The following is a 16,977-nucleotide window of genomic DNA, read 5'->3' on the forward strand; positions in this document are numbered from 1 at the left end:
CATGGCAAAAGCGATCACGATTCTAGATTCTGTTTGTCATTGATTGCAATGTACGGGCTGTCTACTATCGAACTATCCCCGTCGCGCCCCTGGCTCGCCGGCGGCCATAACGCACAGGAGACACGCATGTCTGATGGAGCTACCGCCCGCGCGGTGCCGGCCTACGCCGACGCCGTGGCCCGGTTCAGTATCGAGACCGCCGCGCAGCAACTGCACGGCGACCTGGAGCGCGGCCTGAACGCGTGCGTGGAATGCTGCGACCGGTACGCATCGGCGGACGCGATCGCGCTCGACTGGATCGACGCCGGCGGGCAGCACCACCGCTACACGTTTGCGCAGATGAAGGCGCTGTCGGCGCGCGTCGCGAACCTGCTGGTCGCGCAGGGCGTGAAGCCGGGCGACGTGGTGGCGGGCCTGTTGCCGCGCACGCCGGAACTCGTCGCGACGATCCTCGGCACGTGGCGCGCGGGCGCCGTCTACCAGCCGCTGTTCACCGCATTCGGCCCGAAAGCGATCGAGCACCGGCTGCGCATGAGCGACGCGCGCCTGGTCGTGACCAACGTCGCGAATCGCGCGAAGCTCGACGAGATCGCCGGTTGCCCGCCCGTTGCGACGGTGCGCGAGCCGGGCGAGACGTTGCCGGAAAGCGACATCGATTTCCGCGCGGCGCTCGATGCGCAGTCCGACTCGTTCGAGCCGGTGCTGCGCAAGGGCACGGACCTGTTCATGATGATGTCGACATCGGGCACGACGGGTTTGCCGAAGGGCGTGCCGGTGCCGCTGCGCGCGCTGCTCGCGTTCGGTGCGTACATGCGCGAAGCGGTGGACCTGCGCGCCGGCGACCGGTTCTGGAACATCGCCGATCCGGGCTGGGCATACGGCCTCTACTACGCGATCACGGGCCCGCTGCTGCTCGGCCACGCGACGACGCTCTACGAGGGCGGTTTCACGGTCGACAGCACGTACGACGTGATCGAACGGCTCGGGATCACGAGCCTCGCCGGCTCGCCGACGGCCTACCGGATGCTGATGGCGGCCGGGACGGAAGCGGCGGCGCGGCTGAAGGGCAAGCTGCGCGTGGTCAGCAGCGCGGGCGAACCGTTGAATCCGGAAGTCGTGCGCTGGTTCGACGCGGCGCTCGGCGCGCCGATCTACGATCACTACGGCCAGACCGAACTCGGGATGGTCGTGAACAACCACCACGGCCTCGCGCATGCGGTCCACGCCGGTTCGGCCGGCTTTGCGATGCCCGGCTACCGCGTCGCGGTGCTCGACGACGCGAGCCGCGAGCTCGGCCCCGGCGAGCCGGGCAACCTCGCGATCGACATCGCGCGCTCGCCGCTGCTGTGGTTCCACGGCTACTGGCAGCAGGACACGCCGGCGATCGCGGGCGGCTATTACCGGACCGGCGACAACGTCGAGCTGGAGCCGGACGGCACCGTGAGCTTCATCGGCCGCGCGGACGACGTGATCACGTCGTCCGGCTACCGGATCGGCCCGTTCGACGTGGAAAGCGCGCTGATCGAGCATCCGGCCGTGAGCGAAGCCGCCGTCATAGGCGTACCCGACGCGGAGCGCACGGAGATCGTCAAGGCGTTCGTCGTGCTGTCGAAAGACTATGACGGCACGCCGGCGCTGGCCGAGGAATTGAGCCTGCACGTGAAGCGGCGGCTGTCCGCTCACGCCTATCCACGCGCGATCGACTTCGTCGACGCGCTGCCGAAAACCCCGAGCGGCAAGATCCAGCGCTTCGTGTTGCGCAAGATGGAAGCCGAGAAGGCCGCTCAACCCTGAACACAACCTGTACGGACTGCGAATGGATATCAAGGATCGCGTTTTTCTGATTACGGGCGCCGGTTCCGGCCTCGGCGCCGCGGTGGCGCGCATGGTGGTCGCGGAAGGCGGCAAGGCCGTGCTGCTGGACGTCAACGAAGAAGCCGGCGCGGGCCTCGCGCACGAGCTTGGCGCGGCGGCGCGCTTCGTGAAGACCGACGTGACGAGCGAAGCCGACGGCCAGGCGGCCGTTGCCGCCGCGCGTGACGCGTTCGGCCGCATCGACGCGCTCGTCAACTGCGCGGGCGTCGCGCCGGGCGAGAAGGTGGTCGGCCGCGAGGGTCCGCATTCGCTCGACCGCTTCGCACGCGCCGTGTCGATCAATCTGGTCGGCACGTTCAACATGATCCGGCTGGCCGCCGACGCGATGTCGAAGCAGGACGCCAATGCGGAAGGCGAGCGCGGCGTGATCGTCAACACCGCGTCGGTCGCGGCGTTCGACGGGCAGATCGGGCAGGCCGCGTATGCGGCGTCGAAGAGCGGCGTGGTCGGCATGACGCTGCCGATCGCGCGCGAGCTCGCTCGGTTCGGCATTCGCGTGGTGACGGTCGCGCCGGGCATCTTCGCGACGCCGATGATGGCCGGCATGCCGCAGGACGTGCAGGATGCGCTCGGCAAGAGCGTGCCGTTCCCGCCGCGGCTCGGCCGCCCGGAAGAATTTGCGGCGCTGGTGCGCCACATCGCCGAGAACACGATGCTGAACGGCGAAGTCATCCGTCTCGATGGCGCGTTGCGCATGGCACCGCGCTGACACTGGAGGAAGCGAATCATGACGACTCAGGATCCGATCGTAATCGTTGGTATGGCGCGTACGCCGATGGGTGGTTTTCAGGGCGACCTGGCGGCCGCCAGCGCGAGCGACCTCGGCGCGGTAGCGATTCGCGCGGCGCTCGAGCGCGCGAACGTGCCGGCCGAGCGCATCGATGAAATCGTGTTCGGCTGCGTGCTGCCGGCGGGCCAGGGCCAGGCGCCGGCGCGCCAGGCCGCGCTGAAGGCCGGGCTGCCGCTCGCCGCAGGTGCGACCACGGTCAACAAGATGTGCGGCTCGGGGATGAAGGCCGCGATGTTCGCGCGCGACCTGCTGCTGGCAGGCTCGGCAGGCGTGGCCGTCGCGGGCGGGATGGAGAGCATGACGAATGCGCCGTACCTGCTGCCGAAGGCGCGCGCGGGGATGCGCATGGGTCACGGGCAGGTGCTTGATCACATGTTCCTCGACGGGCTCGAGGACGCGTACGAGAAGGGCCGCCTGATGGGCACGTTCGCCGAGGATTGCGCGCAGGCATACCAGTTCACGCGCGAGGCGCAGGATGCGTTCGCGATCGCATCGCTGACGCGCGCGCAACGGGCGATCGCCGACGGGCATTTCGTGTCGGAAATCGCGCCGGTGACCGTGAAGGCCGGCAAGACCGAAACGGTCGTGTCGATCGACGAACAGCCGGGCAAGGCGAAGCTCGACAAGATCCCGACGCTGAAGGCTGCGTTCCGCGACGGCGGCACGGTGACGGCCGCGAATGCGTCGTCGATCTCGGACGGCGCGGCCGCGCTGGTGATGATGCGCCGCTCGGAAGCCGAGCGCCTCGGCCTCACGCCGAAGGCCGTGATCGTCGGGCATTCGACCTACGCGGACAAGCCGGGCCTGTTCGCGACCGCGCCGATCGGCGCGCTGCGCAAGCTGTCGGAGAAAACCGGCTGGAACCTGCGCGACGTCGACCTGTTCGAGATCAACGAAGCGTTCGCGGTCGTGCCGATGGCCGCGATGCGCGATCTCGACCTGCCGCACGAGAAGGTCAACGTGCATGGCGGCGCGTGCGCGCTTGGGCATCCGATCGGTGCATCGGGTGCGCGCGTGATGGTGACGCTGCTGGCCGCGCTCGAAACCTATGGGATGAAACGCGGCGTCGCATCGCTGTGTATCGGCGGCGGCGAGGCAACGGCCATCGCGATCGAGCGCATCGTGTAACGCATCACGCAGTACATCACGCGTAGTCGGCAAGTGGCGACGCGTACGACGGGTATCGCACGGGAATTACCGGTGCGATACCCGTTTTGCTTATGGCGGATCGCGTGGTCCCGCTACGCCTTCGCGCGCGGCGACACCGCCCCGCACGCACGAAGCACGAGCTGCACGACCTGTTCGGTCTGCTCGTCGTACGCCTTCTGCGTGAACGTCCGCTTGCCGCTCAGCGCGCGGATCTGTGCATCGAAATCCGCGTAGTGCTGCGTGGTTGCCCAGATCAGGTACATCAGCGCATGCGCGTCGATCGGCGCGAGCAGCCCGCGCGCGATCCAGCCGTCGATGACCTTCACGCGCGTATCGAACCACGGCTTCACGCGTTCCGACAGGATGTCCTGCATGTGCTCCGCACCGTGGATGATCTCGTTGGCCCAGACCTTCGAGCCGAGCGGGCGCCGCCGCGACAGCGCCATCTTCGCGCGCACGTAGGCACCGATCGCTTCGACGGGATCGTCGTCGGCCTCGAACGAACCGGCCGCGCGATGCCAGTCCTCGAACAGGTCGTCGAGCACGCGGCGGTACAACGCAAGCTTCGTCGGGAAGTAGTAATGCAGGTTGGCTTTCGGCAGGCCGGCGCGCTCCGCGATCATCGCGGTGCTTGCACCGTCGAGCCCGCGTTCCGCGAACACGGCCTCCGCGCAGGCGAGCAGATGCGCTTCGTTGGACTCGCGGATGTGCGCCTTGCGTCGCCGCAAAGGCGCGGGCGTTTCGTCGCTGTCGGTGGCTTCGGTTGCCGCCTCGTCATGTCTCATCGTTGCCCTCGCGCGGCGGGCGTGCCGCGTTGGGCTTCATTCTAGCCGCTGATTCGCATCGAACGCACGCGTGCTGATCTCGTGCATCCGTCGCCATGCTGCGTTGCGATGGCACGTTTCTCGCTCCATTCATTCACGCAAGAAAGAGATTGATTTGGTGATTTTGATCGTCTAAAACCTGTCCAATCGGACAGGATTCGACGAGCGGCGGAAACCTGTCAACCCGATTCGTCGGACGATCTTCGCGAACGACCGGGGCATGCACCGCGCTTGGGCGGCATTGCCCCAAAACAGGCATGACACGCACCGGCACAGACCGGGCTGACGACATCACCGACCCCACAGGAGCGATACGAATGAACGCGGTATCGGAAACAGTGAAGCGGGCAGCTTTCGACACGTCGATCAAGGTCGACGGCAAGCGGTTGTGGGACAGCCTGATGGAAGTCGCGAAGATTGGCGCGACGCCGAAGGGCGGCGTGTGCCGCCTTGCGCTGACCGATCTCGACAAGGCCGGCCGCGACCTGATCGTCGGCTGGGCGAAGGCCGCCGGCTGCACGGTGGCGGTCGATACGATGGGCAACGTGTTCATGCGCCGCGCGGGCCGCGTGGCCGATGCGGCGCCGGTCGTCACGGGCTCGCACGCGGATTCGCAGCCGACGGGCGGCCGCTTCGACGGCATCTACGGCGTGCTCGGCGGCCTCGAGGTGATTCGCAGTCTCAACGATCACGGCATCGAGACCGAGCATCCGGTCGAGGTCGTGATCTGGACCAACGAGGAAGGCTCGCGCTTCGCACCGGCGATGGTAGCGTCGGGCGTGTTCGCGGGGGTGTTTTCGCTCGAATACGGACTGTCGCGCAAGGACGTGGACGGCAAGACGATCGGCGAGGAGCTGGCGCGCATCGGCTACGCGGGTGACGTGCCGTGCGGCGGACGCAAGCTGCACGCGGCGTTCGAACTGCATATCGAACAGGGACCGATTCTCGAAGCGGAATGCAAGACGATCGGCGTCGTAACCGATGCGCAGGGGCAGCGCTGGTACGAGATCACGTTCACCGGCCAGGAAGCGCACGCGGGGCCGACGCCAATGCCGCGGCGGCGCGACGCGCTGCTCGGCGCATCGCGCGTGGTCGATCTCGTCAACCGGATCGGCCTCGATCATGCGCCGTTCGGCTGCGCGACGGTCGGCATGATGCAGGTCTACCCGAACTCGCGCAACGTGATTCCGGGCCGCGTGTTCTTCACCGTCGATTTCCGTCATCCGGACGACGCAGTGCTCGCGAAGATGGATGCCGCATTGCGCGATGGCGTGGCGCGCATCGCGGGCGAGATCGGGCTCGAGACCGAACTCGAGCAGATTTTCTATTACAAGCCGGTCGCGTTCGACGCGGCCTGTGTGGAAGCGGTGCGCAGCGCGGCCGACCGCTTCGGCTTCTCGCATCGCGACATCGTGTCCGGTGCCGGACACGACGCGTGCTACCTCGCGCAGGTCGCACCGACGTCGATGGTGTTCGTGCCGTGTGTCGACGGCATCAGCCACAACGAGATCGAGGACGCGACGCCCGCCTGGATCGAGGCCGGCGCGAACGTGTTGCTGCACGCAATGCTGTCGCGCGCATGCGAGCCGGCCTCATGACGCCGCGACCGTAGCCGCCGGCAGGCTGCTCGACGCCCGATAGCCTGACCGTAGGACGCCTAACAACGACCGCCCCGACTGTGCATTCGCAGCCGGCGGGGACGGCTTTGTCTCCACCCAGTCGAAGGAACGCGTATGACCACCAAGCCAACCGGCGATATCGCCGCGCATCGCCTGTCGTCCACGCAACTCTCGTGCGAATTCGCCGACATCGCGCCGCTGCTCGATCCGACTGCCGCGGCGGCGGCCGCCAGCCGCTGCCACTACTGCTACGACGCGCCGTGCGTGCAGGCCTGCCCGACGCAAATCGACATCCCGAGCTTCATCCGCAAGATCGGCAACGGCAACCTGAAGGGCGCCGCGACCGACATCCTGTCGGCGAATCCCCTCGGCGGGATGTGCGCCCGCGTGTGTCCGACCGAGATCCTGTGCGAAGGCGCGTGCGTGCGCAACCACCAGGATGCGCAGCCCGTCGCGATCGGCGCGCTGCAGCGGCATGCAACGGATTGGGCGATGGAGACCGGCGCGGTGCGCTTCACGCGCGCGCCGGACACGGGCCGCCAGGTCGCGGTGGTCGGCGCGGGGCCGGCCGGGCTCGCGTGCGCGCATCGGCTCGCGCTCGCCGGGCACAGCGTCACGCTGTTCGACGCGCGCCCGAAGGGTGGCGGCCTCAACGAATACGGGATCGCCGCATACAAGACCGTCGACGATTTCGCGCAGCGTGAAGTCGAGTGGCTGCTGTCGGTGGGCGGCATCACGTTGCAAACCGGCGTCGCGCTGGGCCGCGACATCACGCTCGACGCGCTGCGCGAGCAGCACGACGCGGTGTTTCTCGCGATGGGGCTCGGCGGCGTGCGGGCGCTTGCGATCGATGGCGAGCAACTGAACGGCGTGATGAACGCGGTCGATTTCATCGTGCAGGTGCGGCAGGCCGATGCGCTGGAGAACGTGCCGGTCGGGCGGCGCGTCGTCGTGATCGGCGGCGGCAATACGGCCATCGATGCGGCGGTGCAGAGCCGCAAGCTCGGCGCCGAGCGCGTGACGATGGTGTATCGGCGCGGCGTGGATGCGATGAGCGCGACGTGGGCCGAGCGCGAGTTCGCGCAGAAGAGCGGCGTCACGCTCGTCACGCACGCGAAGCCGGTGCGCATGGCGGGGGTGAACGGGCAGGTGACGGGTGTCGAGTTCGAGGCGGCATCGGGCGAGCGTTTCACCGTCGATGCGGACATGGTGCTGAAGGCGATCGGCCAGACGCTGGTGCCGGACGCCATCGACGCCGCGCTGCTGACGGCGGACGGCGCGCGCATCGCGGTGGACGCCGACGGACGCACCGCATGGCCCGACGTGTGGGCCGGCGGCGACTGCGCGGCGACGAGCGGCGTCGACCTCACGGTGCAGGCCGTGCAGGACGGCAAGCGCGCGGCCGCGTCGATCGACGCAACGCTCGCGCAGCGCGACGCGAAGGCCGCGTGACCGCACCGCGCGCGTCACGCACCACGAGCACAACCAACACGACCCCACTCTCACGGAGCCGACCATGGCCGACCTTCGCTGCACCATCGCGGGCATTACTTCGCCGAACCCCTTCTGGCTGGCGTCCGCGCCGCCAACCGACAAGGCCTACAACGTGAACCGCGCGTTCGAGGCGGGCTGGGGCGGTGTCGTCTGGAAGACGCTCGGGCTCGATCCGCACGTCGTCAACGTCAGTTCGCGCTATGGCGCCGTGCAGTGGAACGGTCAGCGCATCGCGGGCCTGAACAACATCGAGCTGATCACCGACCGTCCGCTCGACGTGAACCTGAGAGAGATCGCGCAGGTGAAGCGCGACTGGCCGGACCGCGCGCTGATCGTGTCGCTGATGGTGCCGTGCAACGAGCGGGACTGGAAATGGATCCTGCCGCTCGTCGAGGATACGGGCGCCGACGCGGTCGAGCTGAACTTCGGCTGTCCGCACGGGATGAGCGAGCGCGGGATGGGCGCGGCGGTCGGACAGGTCCCCGAATATGTGGAGATGGTCACGCGCTGGGTGAAGGAAGGCACGAAGCTGCCGTGTCTCGTGAAGCTCACGCCGAACATCAGCGACATCCGGATGGGGTCGCGCGCCGCGTACAAGGGCGGTGCGGACGGCGTGTCGCTGATCAACACGATCAACTCGATCGTCGCGGTCGATCTCGACCACATGGCGCCGATGCCGATGGTCGACGGCAAGGGCACGCACGGCGGCTATTGCGGCCCGGCGGTCAAGCCGATCGCATTGAACATGGTGGCGGAGATCGCGCGCGACCCGGAAACGCCGAACCTGCCGATCTCGGGTATCGGCGGCATCTCGTCATGGCGCGACGCGGCGGAGTTCATGGTGCTCGGCGCCGGCAGCGTGCAGGTGTGCACCGCCGCGATGCATTACGGATTCCGGATCGTGTCGGACCTCACCGACGGGTTGTCGAACTGGATGGACGAAAAGGGCTACGCGACGCTCGACGACATCCGCGGCCGCGCGGTGCCGAACGTGACCGACTGGAAATACCTGAACCTGAAGTACGACATCAAGGCGCGCATCGACCAGGACCGCTGCATCCAGTGCGGGCTGTGCCATATCGCGTGCGAGGACACGTCGCACCAGGCGATCACCGCGACGAAGGACGGCGTGCGCCACTTCGAAGTGGTCGATTCGGAATGCGTCGGGTGCAATCTTTGCATGCATGTGTGTCCGGTCGAGCAATGCATCACGATGGAGCGTGTCGATTCGGGCGACTACGCGAACTGGACCACGCATCCGAACAATCCGGCGAGCGCGGAGGCGGGGGCGAGTGCAGGCGCGGCGGCATCCGAGAAGCACGCGAAGAAGGCTGCTTGACGGCGTCCGGCGATGCGGGTCATCCTGCATCGCCGCCTTTCGTTCCACCCGGGCCGGCATCGGACGATGCCGGCGCTGACGTTTTCGTGGAGTGCGTTCGATGAATCACGCAGCGAATCCCGCCGATCCCGATAGCGCCGCGGCGCAGGGCGGCAGCCTGTACAACGACGACCTCGCGCCGACGACGCCGGCGCAGCGCACGTGGAAGTGGTATCACTTCGCGGCGCTGTGGGTCGGGATGGTGATGAACATCGCGTCGTACATGCTCGCGGCCGGGCTGATCCAGGAAGGCATGTCGCCGTGGCAGGCGGTGATGACCGTGCTGCTCGGCAACCTGATCGTGCTCGTGCCGATGCTGCTGATCGGCTATGCGGGCGCGAAGCACGGGATTCCTTACGCGGTGCTCGTGCGTGCGTCGTTCGGCACGCAGGGCGCGAAGCTGCCGGCGTTGTTGCGGGCGATCGTCGCGTGCGGCTGGTACGGTATCCAGACCTGGCTCGGCGGCAGCGCGATCTATACGCTGCTGAACATCCTGACCGGCAACGCACTGCACGGCGCCGCGCTGCCGGTCATCGGCATCGGGTTCGGGCAGCTCGCGTGCTTCCTCGTGTTCTGGGCGCTGCAGATCTACTTCATCTGGCACGGCACCGATTCGATCCGCTGGCTCGAGAGCTGGTCCGCGCCGATCAAGGTCGTGATGTGCGTGGCGCTCGTGTGGTGGGCGACGTCGAAGGCGGGCGGCTTCGGCACGATGCTGTCGGGGCCGTCGCAGTTCGCCGCGGGCGGCAAGAAGGCCGGGCTGTTCTGGGTGACCTTCTGGCCGGGACTGACCGCGATGGTCGGCTTCTGGGCGACGCTCGCGCTGAATATCCCCGACTTCACGCGCTTCGCGCATTCGCAGCGCGACCAGATGATCGGGCAGTCGATCGGGCTGCCGTTGCCGATGGCGCTGCTGTCGGTGGTATCGGTCGTCGTGACGTCGGCGACTGTCGTGATCTACGGCAACGCGATCTGGGATCCGATCGACCTGACGAGCCGGATGACGGGCATCGGCGTGGGTATCGCGCTCGTGATCCTCACGCTCGACACGATGTGCTGCAACCTCGCCGCGAATCTCGTCGGTCCGGCCTACGACTTCTCCAGCCTGTGGCCGAAGGCGATCTCGTACCGCACGGGCGGAATGATCACCGCGACGATCGCGATCGTGATGATGCCGTGGAAGATCCTCGCGACGACGGACGGCTACATCTTCACCTGGCTCGTCGGCTATTCGGCGCTGCTCGGGCCGGTGGCGGGGATCCTGATGGTCGACTACTTCCTGATCCGCGGCACGCGGCTCGACACGCGCGCGCTGTTCGACGAGCGCGGCGGCTTCAGCTACGCGCGCGGCTGGAACCCGGCCGCGCTGGCCGCGCTCGCCGTCGGCGTGCTGCCGAACCTGCCCGGCTTCCTGCATACGGCTTTTCCGGCATCGTTTCCGAACGTGCCGGCGTTCTTCAACACGCTTTATACGTACGCGTGGTTCGTCGGCCTCGTGCTGGCGTCATGCGTGTACGGCACCTGGATGAAGTGGCGCGCCGGACAGCACGCGCAGATCGCGAGCGCCTGATGCGGCACCCGACAGTCAACGAGGAGGCAACCCCATGGCAATCCTGATTCGTGGCGGCACCGTGGTCGATGCGGACCGCTCCTATCGCGCGGACGTGCTCTGCGCAGCCCCGGAGGACGGCGGCACGATCCTGCAGATCGCCGAGCAGATCGATGCACCGGCCGGCGCGACCGTCGTCGATGCGCACGACCAGTACGTGATGCCGGGCGGCATCGATCCGCATACGCACATGGAACTGCCGTTCATGGGCACGACCGCGAGCGACGATTTCTACTCGGGTACGGCCGCCGGGCTCGCGGGCGGCACGACGAGCATCATCGACTTCGTGATCCCGAGCCCGAAGCAGCCGCTGATGGACGCATTTCACGCATGGCGAGGCTGGGCCGAGAAGGCCGCGGCCGACTACGGCTTCCACGTGGCCGTGACGTGGTGGGACGAGAGCGTGCACCGCGACATGGGCACGCTCGTGCGCGAGCATGGCGTGTCGAGCTTCAAGCACTTCATGGCGTACAAGAACGCGATCATGGCCGACGACGAGGTGCTCGTGAACAGCTTCTCGCGTTCGCTCGAACTCGGCGCGTTGCCGACCGTGCACGCGGAGAACGGCGAGCTCGTGTTCCAGTTGCAGAAGGCGCTGCTCGCGCGCGGGATGACAGGGCCGGAGGCGCATCCGCTGTCGCGGCCGCCGGAGGTCGAGGGCGAAGCCGCGAACCGCGCGATCCGCATTGCGCAGGTGCTCGGCGTGCCGGTGTATATCGTGCATGTGTCCGCGAAGGACGCGGTCGATGCGATCACCAAAGCGCGCAGCGAAGGGCTGCGCGTGTTCGGCGAGGTGCTGCCGGGCCACCTGGTGATCGACGAGGCCGTCTATCGCGATCCGGACTGGACGCGTGCGGCCGCGCACGTGATGAGCCCGCCGTTCCGCTCGGCCGAGCATCGCGAGGCGCTGTGGCGCGGGCTGCAGGCGGGGCAGCTGCATACGACGGCAACCGACCACTGCGTGTTCTGCGCATCGCAGAAGGCGATGGGCCGCGACGACTTCACGAAGATCCCGAACGGCTGCGGCGGTGTCGAGGATCGCATGTCGGTGCTGTGGCATCACGGCGTGAATCACGGCCGTATCACGCCGAACGAGTTCGTGCGGATCACGTCGACGAACGCCGCGCAGATCTTCAACCTGTATCCGCGCAAGGGTGCCGTGCAGGTGGGCGCCGATGCCGATCTCGTCGTGTGGGACCCGGCCGCGACCAGGACGATCTCGGTGAAGACCCATCACCAGCAGGTTGATTTCAACGTGTTCGAGGGCATGACGGTGCAGGGCGTCGCGACGCACACGCTCACGCGCGGCGCACTCGCGTGGGCCGACGGCGATCTGCGGGCCGTGCGCGGCGCGGGCCGCTATCTGAAGCGCCCGCCGGCGGCCAGTTACTACGAGGCCGCGCGGATCGCGAATCGGTTGCGCGAACCGCATCCGGTCGAACGCGCCGGTTGAGCGTTGCGTGTCGCGCGGGGCGTGTCGGTTCGAACGGCACGCCCGCGCATGTTTGAGCGTGCGTTTCCATTCGTGCCGGCACCGCTCCTGCCTCCTCCCCGCATCACGCCAATTCTCTCAGTATTTGGGACGAATGGAGCGTGATCGCGCCTTTCCGATCTCCAGGTACATAGAACAACTGAGCAAGTCGACGCAACCCGCGACGTCGCGCAAATGCGACCATTTTGTTTGCGTTGTCGGCGTGCATGCCCGCGAGTAATATCCACCGACGGCGTTGCGCAGGCGTGCCGGGCCGCCCGCCGAACAATCCAACAACATTGAGAGCAAGGAGTACGAGGTGGATATTCTGCGCAGTCTCCTGGGTATGCTGTTCCTGCTGCTGGTTGCCTATCTGCTGTCGAACAACCGGCGCGCGGTAAGCGGCCGGACCATGATCGCCGCGCTGTGCACGCAGCTGGCGATCGGTGCGCTGGTGCTGTTCGTGCCGGCGGGCCGCGCGGCACTGGCGGGCGCCGCGAACGGCGTCAATCGCGTGCTCGACATGGGCAATCACGGCATCGCATTCGTATTCGGCGGGCTCGTCGACAGCCGGATGTTCCAGCTGTTCGGCGACGGCGGGTTCGTGTTCGGCCTGCGCGTGCTGCCGATGATCATCTTCGTGACCGCGCTGATCGCGGTGCTGTACTACATCGGCGTGATGAAGTGGATCGTCGCGATCCTCGGCGCGGCGCTGGCGAAAGTGCTCGGCGTGAGCCGCATCGAGGCGTGCTCGGCGGTCGCGACGATCTTTCTCGGGCAAAGCGAAATGCCCGCGCTCGTGAAGCCGTTCGTGCGGAACATGACGAGCGCCGAGATCTTCACGGTGATGGCGAGCGGCATGGCATCGGTCGCGGGCTCGGTGCTGGTCGGCTACGCCGGCCTCGGCGTGCGGATGGAATACCTGCTCGCCGCGTCGTTCATGGCGGTGCCGGGCGGGCTGCTGTTCGGCAAGCTGCTGTATCCGACGGTCGAGCCGAGCCGCGTCGTGGTCGACGGGCTCGACTTCGACGACAAGCGGGCCGCCAACGTGATCGAGGCCGCGGCGTCGGGTGCTTCGGTCGGGCTGCGGATCGCGATCAACGTCGGCGCGATGCTGATCGCGTTCGTGGGGCTCATCGCGCTGATGAACCTCATCGTCGGCGGCGTGGCCGCGTTCGCGGGCTTTCCGCAGATCACGCTGGTGGGTATCATCGGCCACCTGTTCGCACCGCTCGCGTGGATCATCGGCGTGCCGTGGCACGACGCGGCGCTGGCGGGCAACTTCATCGGCGAGAAGCTGATCTTCAACGAGTTCGTCGCGTATGGCGACCTGTCGCCTTACCTGAAGGGCGGCGAGCACGTCGCGGCCGCCGGCCTGCAGGTGCTCGACCCGAAGACGCTCGCGATCGTGTCGTTCGCGCTGTGCGGTTTCGCGAACTTCTCGTCGATCGCGATTCTCGCGGGCGGCTTCAGCGCGGTCGCGCCCGAGCGCCGCTCGGAAGTCGCGCGGCACGGCCTGCGCGCATTGACGGCCGCGACGCTGTCGAACCTGATGAGCGCCGCGATCGCCGGCCTGTTCTTTTCCCTGCATTGAGCCCGCAGCGGCCATCGACCGATCGAGGAGAGGCAACGATGTTCTTACCGCAGGAATTCATTCGCCGGAAGCGCAACCGGCAGCCGCTCGATCGCGACGAGATCGCCGCGTTCGTGCGCGGCGTGACCGACGGCAGCGTGACCGAGGGCCAGGTGGCCGCGTTCGCGATGGCCGTGTATTTCAACGACCTGAGCACCGACGAGCGCGTCGCGCTGACGCTCGCGCAGCGCGACTCGGGCGACGTGCTCGACTGGCGCGCGCTCGAGCTCGACGGGCCGGTGATCGACAAGCATTCGACCGGTGGCGTCGGCGATGTCGTATCGCTGATGCTCGGGCCGATGGTGGCCGCGTGCGGCGGCTACGTACCGATGATCTCGGGGCGCGGGCTCGGCCATACCGGCGGCACGCTCGACAAGCTCAGCGCGATTCCCGGCTACGACGTCACGCCCGATACGGATGCGTTTCGCCGCACGGTGCGCGACGTCGGCGTCGCGATCATCGGGCAGACCGCGCGGCTGGCGCCGGCTGACATGCGCATCTATGCGATTCGCGACGTGACGGCGACCGTCGAGTCGGTCGCGATGATCACGGCGTCGATCCTGTCGAAGAAGCTCGCGGCCGGGCTCGACGGGCTCGTGATGGACGTCAAGGTCGGCTCCGGCGCATTCATGCCGACCGCCGAGCAGTCGGCGGAGCTGGCGCGCAGCATCGTCGACGTCGGCAACGGCGCCGGCATGAAGACGACCGCGATCCTCACCGACATGAACCAGTCGCTCGCGCCGTGCGCGGGCAATGCACTCGAAGTGGCGTGCGCGATCGACTACCTGACGGGCAAGTCGCGTCCGGCGCGCCTGCATGAGGTCACGATGGCGCTGTCGGCGGAACTGCTCGTCACCGGCGGGCTGGCACGCGACGTCGCAGAAGCGCGCGCGAAGCTGCAGCAGGCGCTCGATACGGGTGCGGCAGCGGAACGCTTCGCGAGAATGGTCACGGCGCTCGGCGGCCCCGCGGATCTGATCGACGCACCTGCGCGTCATCTGGCGCGGGCGGAGGTGATCGTGCCGGTACCGTCGCGCGAGAGCGGCGTGGTGCAGCGGGTCGATTGCCGCGCGCTCGGGCTGGCGGTCGTCGCGCTCGGCGGCGGCCGCACGCGCGCGGCGGATGCGATCGACTACAGTGTCGGCCTGACGGCGCTCGCGGAGATCGGGCAGCGTGTCGAGGCCGGCCAACCGCTCGGTTACGTGCATGCCCGCGACGCCGCCGCAGCCGCGCACGCGGTGGACACGATCCAGCGCAGCTACGTGCTGGGCGAGACGGGTGACGCGCCGCCGACCATTTATCAGCAGATCGGCTGACCAATCGCCGGTACGGGCATAGGCGATCACTTCACGTCACGGGGGTATCGCGACGGTCGCGGTTTGGCCGCGCCGATACCTTCCCGCACACAATCGAGGGTATGACGAGATGGAACGAAACGAACTGATCGAAGCGGCGAAGGCGGCGCGCGAACGCGCGTATGCGCCGTATTCGCGCTTCAAGGTCGGCGCGGCGCTGCAGGCGCGCGACGGGACGATCTTTCACGGCTGCAACGTCGAGAACGCGTCCTACGGACTCTGCAATTGTGCGGAACGCACGGCGATGTTTTCGGCCATCGCCGCCGGGTATCGTCCGGGGGATTTCACGCGGCTTGCGGTGGTGGGCGACACCGACGGCCCGATCGCGCCGTGCGGCGCGTGCCGTCAGGTGATCATCGAGATCGGCACGCCCGACATCGAAGTGATCCTGGCCAACCTGAAAGGGGCCGTCGAGGTCACGACGGCCCATGCACTGCTGCCGGGCGCGTTCCGGTTGTAACGGCGCGCGCGACTCACGCCACGCGCCGCCCGCATCACGCACCGTCGCGCGCGTCGCGGATCGGGATCACCGTGCGCGCGCCGCATTGGCGCAGCAGGTCGCGCAGCTCGTTGATGACCGGAAACACCTCGTGGTTCCAGTCGGCGCCTTGGGCGTCGTGCGCTTCCTGCTCGCGCTCGACGATCCAGCGATCCTCACGGAAGATGCGCTCGGTGAACCAGACGAGCAGCGGCCACGCGAGATCGAGCGCGAACGGGATGCCGGGCTTGTGGATCGACAGCAGTCCGAACGTGCGGTTGGTACGCTGCTCGGCGTCGAGCGGCACGTAGACGATCCACAGGTCCATCACGAGCGTGCCTTCGCTCGAGCGGATCTGCAGCGTCTGGTACGGGTAGCCGGTGCGCACCGTCATCACGCTCTTGTCGGACTGGTCGGCCGGCTTCTTGCTGGCGCCGAACACCAGCGCTTCGCCCACCGGCTGCTTGCCTTCCATCCGCGCGAACGTGTAGTCGACCTCGACCCAGTCGTCGCCGCGGCGCCGGCCCACCGAGCGCGCGCGCATCTGCCCCATCTGCTTGCGATGCAGGAACTGATGGTTCATGTCCATCAGGTTCTCGTGCATGAACGAGTAGTGGCACTTGACCTCGCGGCCGAAGCGGCGCGTCTTGTATGCACGATTGTCCGCCGATTCGAGCGCGGGGAACGGCCGGGTGTCGGCGAGCGTCGCATCGCCCGGGAACACGAAAATCAGCCCGTGCGCTTCGCGGCACGGATACGCGCGCACGCCGTTGGGCAGGCGCTCGCGGCCGAGGTACGGCACGTCGACGCAGCGGCCGCTGTCGCACGCGTAGGTCCAGCCGTGATAGCAGCAGCGCAGCGTCTCGCCGCTCACGACGCCCGCGTGCAGCGGCACCTGGCGGTGCGCGCAACGATCCTCGAGCGCATACACGGCGCCGGATTCGGTGCGCACGAGCACGATCGGATCGCCGGCGAAGCGCACGCCGAGCGTCTTGCCGCGTTTCAGCTCGCGCGACCACGCGAGCGGGTACCAGTGATCGGGATGAATCGGCACACGGCGCAGGTCGCGCACGGCCGCGCCGGAAGAGGGTTCTACAAGGGTGCCGCTGTCAGGAATGGGCACTGCGCGCATGCGTGACGTCTCCTGGCTGAACTGGGGTTCCGGGCGCCGCATGATGCGGCGGGGATCTGGAGAAGTCTACGCGAAGTTGCCTGCCGCGGCGGACGCGATGCGGGTTTGCCCCGGCACGGCGGTCGCCGTTTCGTTGATGCAGCGCAAACCGGGTCGAAGGCGGCGCGCGC

13 protein-coding genes are annotated in these 16,977 nt (G+C 67.8%); 11 read left to right on the plus strand and 2 right to left on the minus strand.

Annotated elements, in window-relative coordinates; all coding sequences use genetic code 11:
* The first annotated feature begins 126 nt into the window (after nucleotides 1-126).
* Genes CFB50_RS35415 through CFB50_RS35425 form a run of 3 tightly spaced genes read left to right on the plus strand, consistent with a single transcriptional unit; the run spans nucleotide 127 to nucleotide 3,793 of the window.
* Nucleotides 127-1,794 (plus strand): acyl-CoA synthetase, encoded by a 1,668-nt coding sequence (locus CFB50_RS35415; protein WP_089449079.1) that lies wholly within the window; start codon nucleotides 127-129, stop codon nucleotides 1,792-1,794.
* Nucleotides 1,795-1,816: 22 nt separating this feature from the next.
* On the plus strand, nucleotides 1,817-2,584 hold the full coding sequence (locus CFB50_RS35420) for a 3-hydroxyacyl-CoA dehydrogenase (protein WP_089449080.1): 768 nt from the start codon (nucleotides 1,817-1,819) through the stop codon (nucleotides 2,582-2,584).
* 18 nt (nucleotides 2,585-2,602) lie between these two features.
* On the plus strand, nucleotides 2,603-3,793 hold the full coding sequence (locus CFB50_RS35425; RefSeq protein ID WP_089449081.1) for an acetyl-CoA C-acyltransferase: 1,191 nt from the start codon (nucleotides 2,603-2,605) through the stop codon (nucleotides 3,791-3,793).
* A 113-nt stretch (nucleotides 3,794-3,906) separates the two neighbouring features.
* Here the strand turns inward: CFB50_RS35425 and CFB50_RS35430 are convergent, their stop codons facing one another.
* Nucleotides 3,907-4,599: a TetR/AcrR family transcriptional regulator gene (locus CFB50_RS35430; protein WP_089449082.1), complete on the minus strand. Its 693-nt coding sequence runs from the start codon at nucleotides 4,597-4,599 to the stop codon at nucleotides 3,907-3,909.
* Between the two features lie 356 nt (nucleotides 4,600-4,955).
* Between CFB50_RS35430 and CFB50_RS35440 the strand changes: the two genes are divergently transcribed.
* The 8 genes from CFB50_RS35440 to CFB50_RS35475 all read left to right on the plus strand — a co-directional run bounded on the left by CFB50_RS35440 (nucleotide 4,956) and on the right by CFB50_RS35475 (nucleotide 15,657).
* Entirely contained in the window at nucleotides 4,956-6,236 is a 1,281-nt protein-coding gene (locus CFB50_RS35440; RefSeq protein ID WP_089449083.1) for a Zn-dependent hydrolase, read from the plus strand.
* Nucleotides 6,237-6,371: 135 nt separating this feature from the next.
* The gene (locus CFB50_RS35445; RefSeq protein ID WP_089449084.1) at nucleotides 6,372-7,709 is read left to right on the plus strand and encodes an NAD(P)-dependent oxidoreductase; all 1,338 of its coding nucleotides are present in this window, start codon (nucleotides 6,372-6,374) and stop codon (nucleotides 7,707-7,709) included.
* A 64-nt stretch (nucleotides 7,710-7,773) separates the two neighbouring features.
* Nucleotides 7,774-9,090, plus strand: coding sequence for an NAD-dependent dihydropyrimidine dehydrogenase subunit PreA (gene preA / locus CFB50_RS35450; RefSeq protein WP_089449085.1), 1,317 nt, complete (start codon nucleotides 7,774-7,776; stop codon nucleotides 9,088-9,090).
* 100 nt (nucleotides 9,091-9,190) lie between these two features.
* Nucleotides 9,191-10,699, plus strand: coding sequence for an NCS1 family nucleobase:cation symporter-1 (locus CFB50_RS35455; RefSeq protein WP_089449086.1), 1,509 nt, complete (start codon nucleotides 9,191-9,193; stop codon nucleotides 10,697-10,699).
* Nucleotides 10,700-10,733: 34 nt separating this feature from the next.
* Entirely contained in the window at nucleotides 10,734-12,191 is a 1,458-nt protein-coding gene (hydA, locus tag CFB50_RS35460) for a dihydropyrimidinase (RefSeq protein ID WP_089449087.1), read from the plus strand.
* Nucleotides 12,192-12,528: 337 nt separating this feature from the next.
* Entirely contained in the window at nucleotides 12,529-13,803 is a 1,275-nt protein-coding gene (locus CFB50_RS35465) for a NupC/NupG family nucleoside CNT transporter (protein WP_069249965.1), read from the plus strand.
* Nucleotides 13,804-13,841: 38 nt separating this feature from the next.
* Complete coding sequence (deoA, locus tag CFB50_RS35470; protein WP_089449088.1) at nucleotides 13,842-15,158, plus strand: thymidine phosphorylase; 1,317 nt, start codon at nucleotides 13,842-13,844, stop codon at nucleotides 15,156-15,158.
* A gap of 109 nt (nucleotides 15,159-15,267) precedes the next feature.
* Nucleotides 15,268-15,657, plus strand: a complete 390-nt coding sequence (locus CFB50_RS35475; protein WP_089434074.1) for a cytidine deaminase — start codon at nucleotides 15,268-15,270, stop codon at nucleotides 15,655-15,657.
* A gap of 34 nt (nucleotides 15,658-15,691) precedes the next feature.
* Here the strand turns inward: CFB50_RS35475 and CFB50_RS35480 are convergent, their stop codons facing one another.
* Nucleotides 15,692-16,807 carry an aromatic ring-hydroxylating oxygenase subunit alpha gene (locus CFB50_RS35480; protein ID WP_069250308.1) on the minus strand — a complete coding sequence of 372 codons (1,116 nt, stop codon included), beginning with the start codon at nucleotides 16,805-16,807 and terminating at the stop codon, nucleotides 15,692-15,694.
* Nucleotides 16,808-16,977 lie beyond the last annotated feature (170 nt).

The organism is Burkholderia sp. AU33423, assembly GCF_002223135.1.
GTDB lineage: Bacteria > Pseudomonadota > Gammaproteobacteria > Burkholderiales > Burkholderiaceae > Burkholderia > Burkholderia lata_D.

Coding starts and splice junctions, on each gene's coding strand:
- CFB50_RS35430 (WP_089449082.1), bottom strand. CDS start 4,599: ATGAGACATGACGAGGCGGCAACCGAAGCCACCGACAGCGACGAAACG.
- CFB50_RS35440 (WP_089449083.1), top strand. CDS start 4,956: ATGAACGCGGTATCGGAAACAGTGAAGCGGGCAGCTTTCGACACGTCG.
- deoA (WP_089449088.1), top strand. CDS start 13,842: ATGTTCTTACCGCAGGAATTCATTCGCCGGAAGCGCAACCGGCAGCCG.
- CFB50_RS35415 (WP_089449079.1), top strand. CDS start 127: ATGTCTGATGGAGCTACCGCCCGCGCGGTGCCGGCCTACGCCGACGCC.
- CFB50_RS35475 (WP_089434074.1), top strand. CDS start 15,268: ATGGAACGAAACGAACTGATCGAAGCGGCGAAGGCGGCGCGCGAACGC.
- hydA (WP_089449087.1), top strand. CDS start 10,734: ATGGCAATCCTGATTCGTGGCGGCACCGTGGTCGATGCGGACCGCTCC.
- preA (WP_089449085.1), top strand. CDS start 7,774: ATGGCCGACCTTCGCTGCACCATCGCGGGCATTACTTCGCCGAACCCC.
- CFB50_RS35425 (WP_089449081.1), top strand. CDS start 2,603: ATGACGACTCAGGATCCGATCGTAATCGTTGGTATGGCGCGTACGCCG.
- CFB50_RS35480 (WP_069250308.1), bottom strand. CDS start 16,807: ATGCGCGCAGTGCCCATTCCTGACAGCGGCACCCTTGTAGAACCCTCT.
- CFB50_RS35420 (WP_089449080.1), top strand. CDS start 1,817: ATGGATATCAAGGATCGCGTTTTTCTGATTACGGGCGCCGGTTCCGGC.
- CFB50_RS35455 (WP_089449086.1), top strand. CDS start 9,191: ATGAATCACGCAGCGAATCCCGCCGATCCCGATAGCGCCGCGGCGCAG.
- CFB50_RS35445 (WP_089449084.1), top strand. CDS start 6,372: ATGACCACCAAGCCAACCGGCGATATCGCCGCGCATCGCCTGTCGTCC.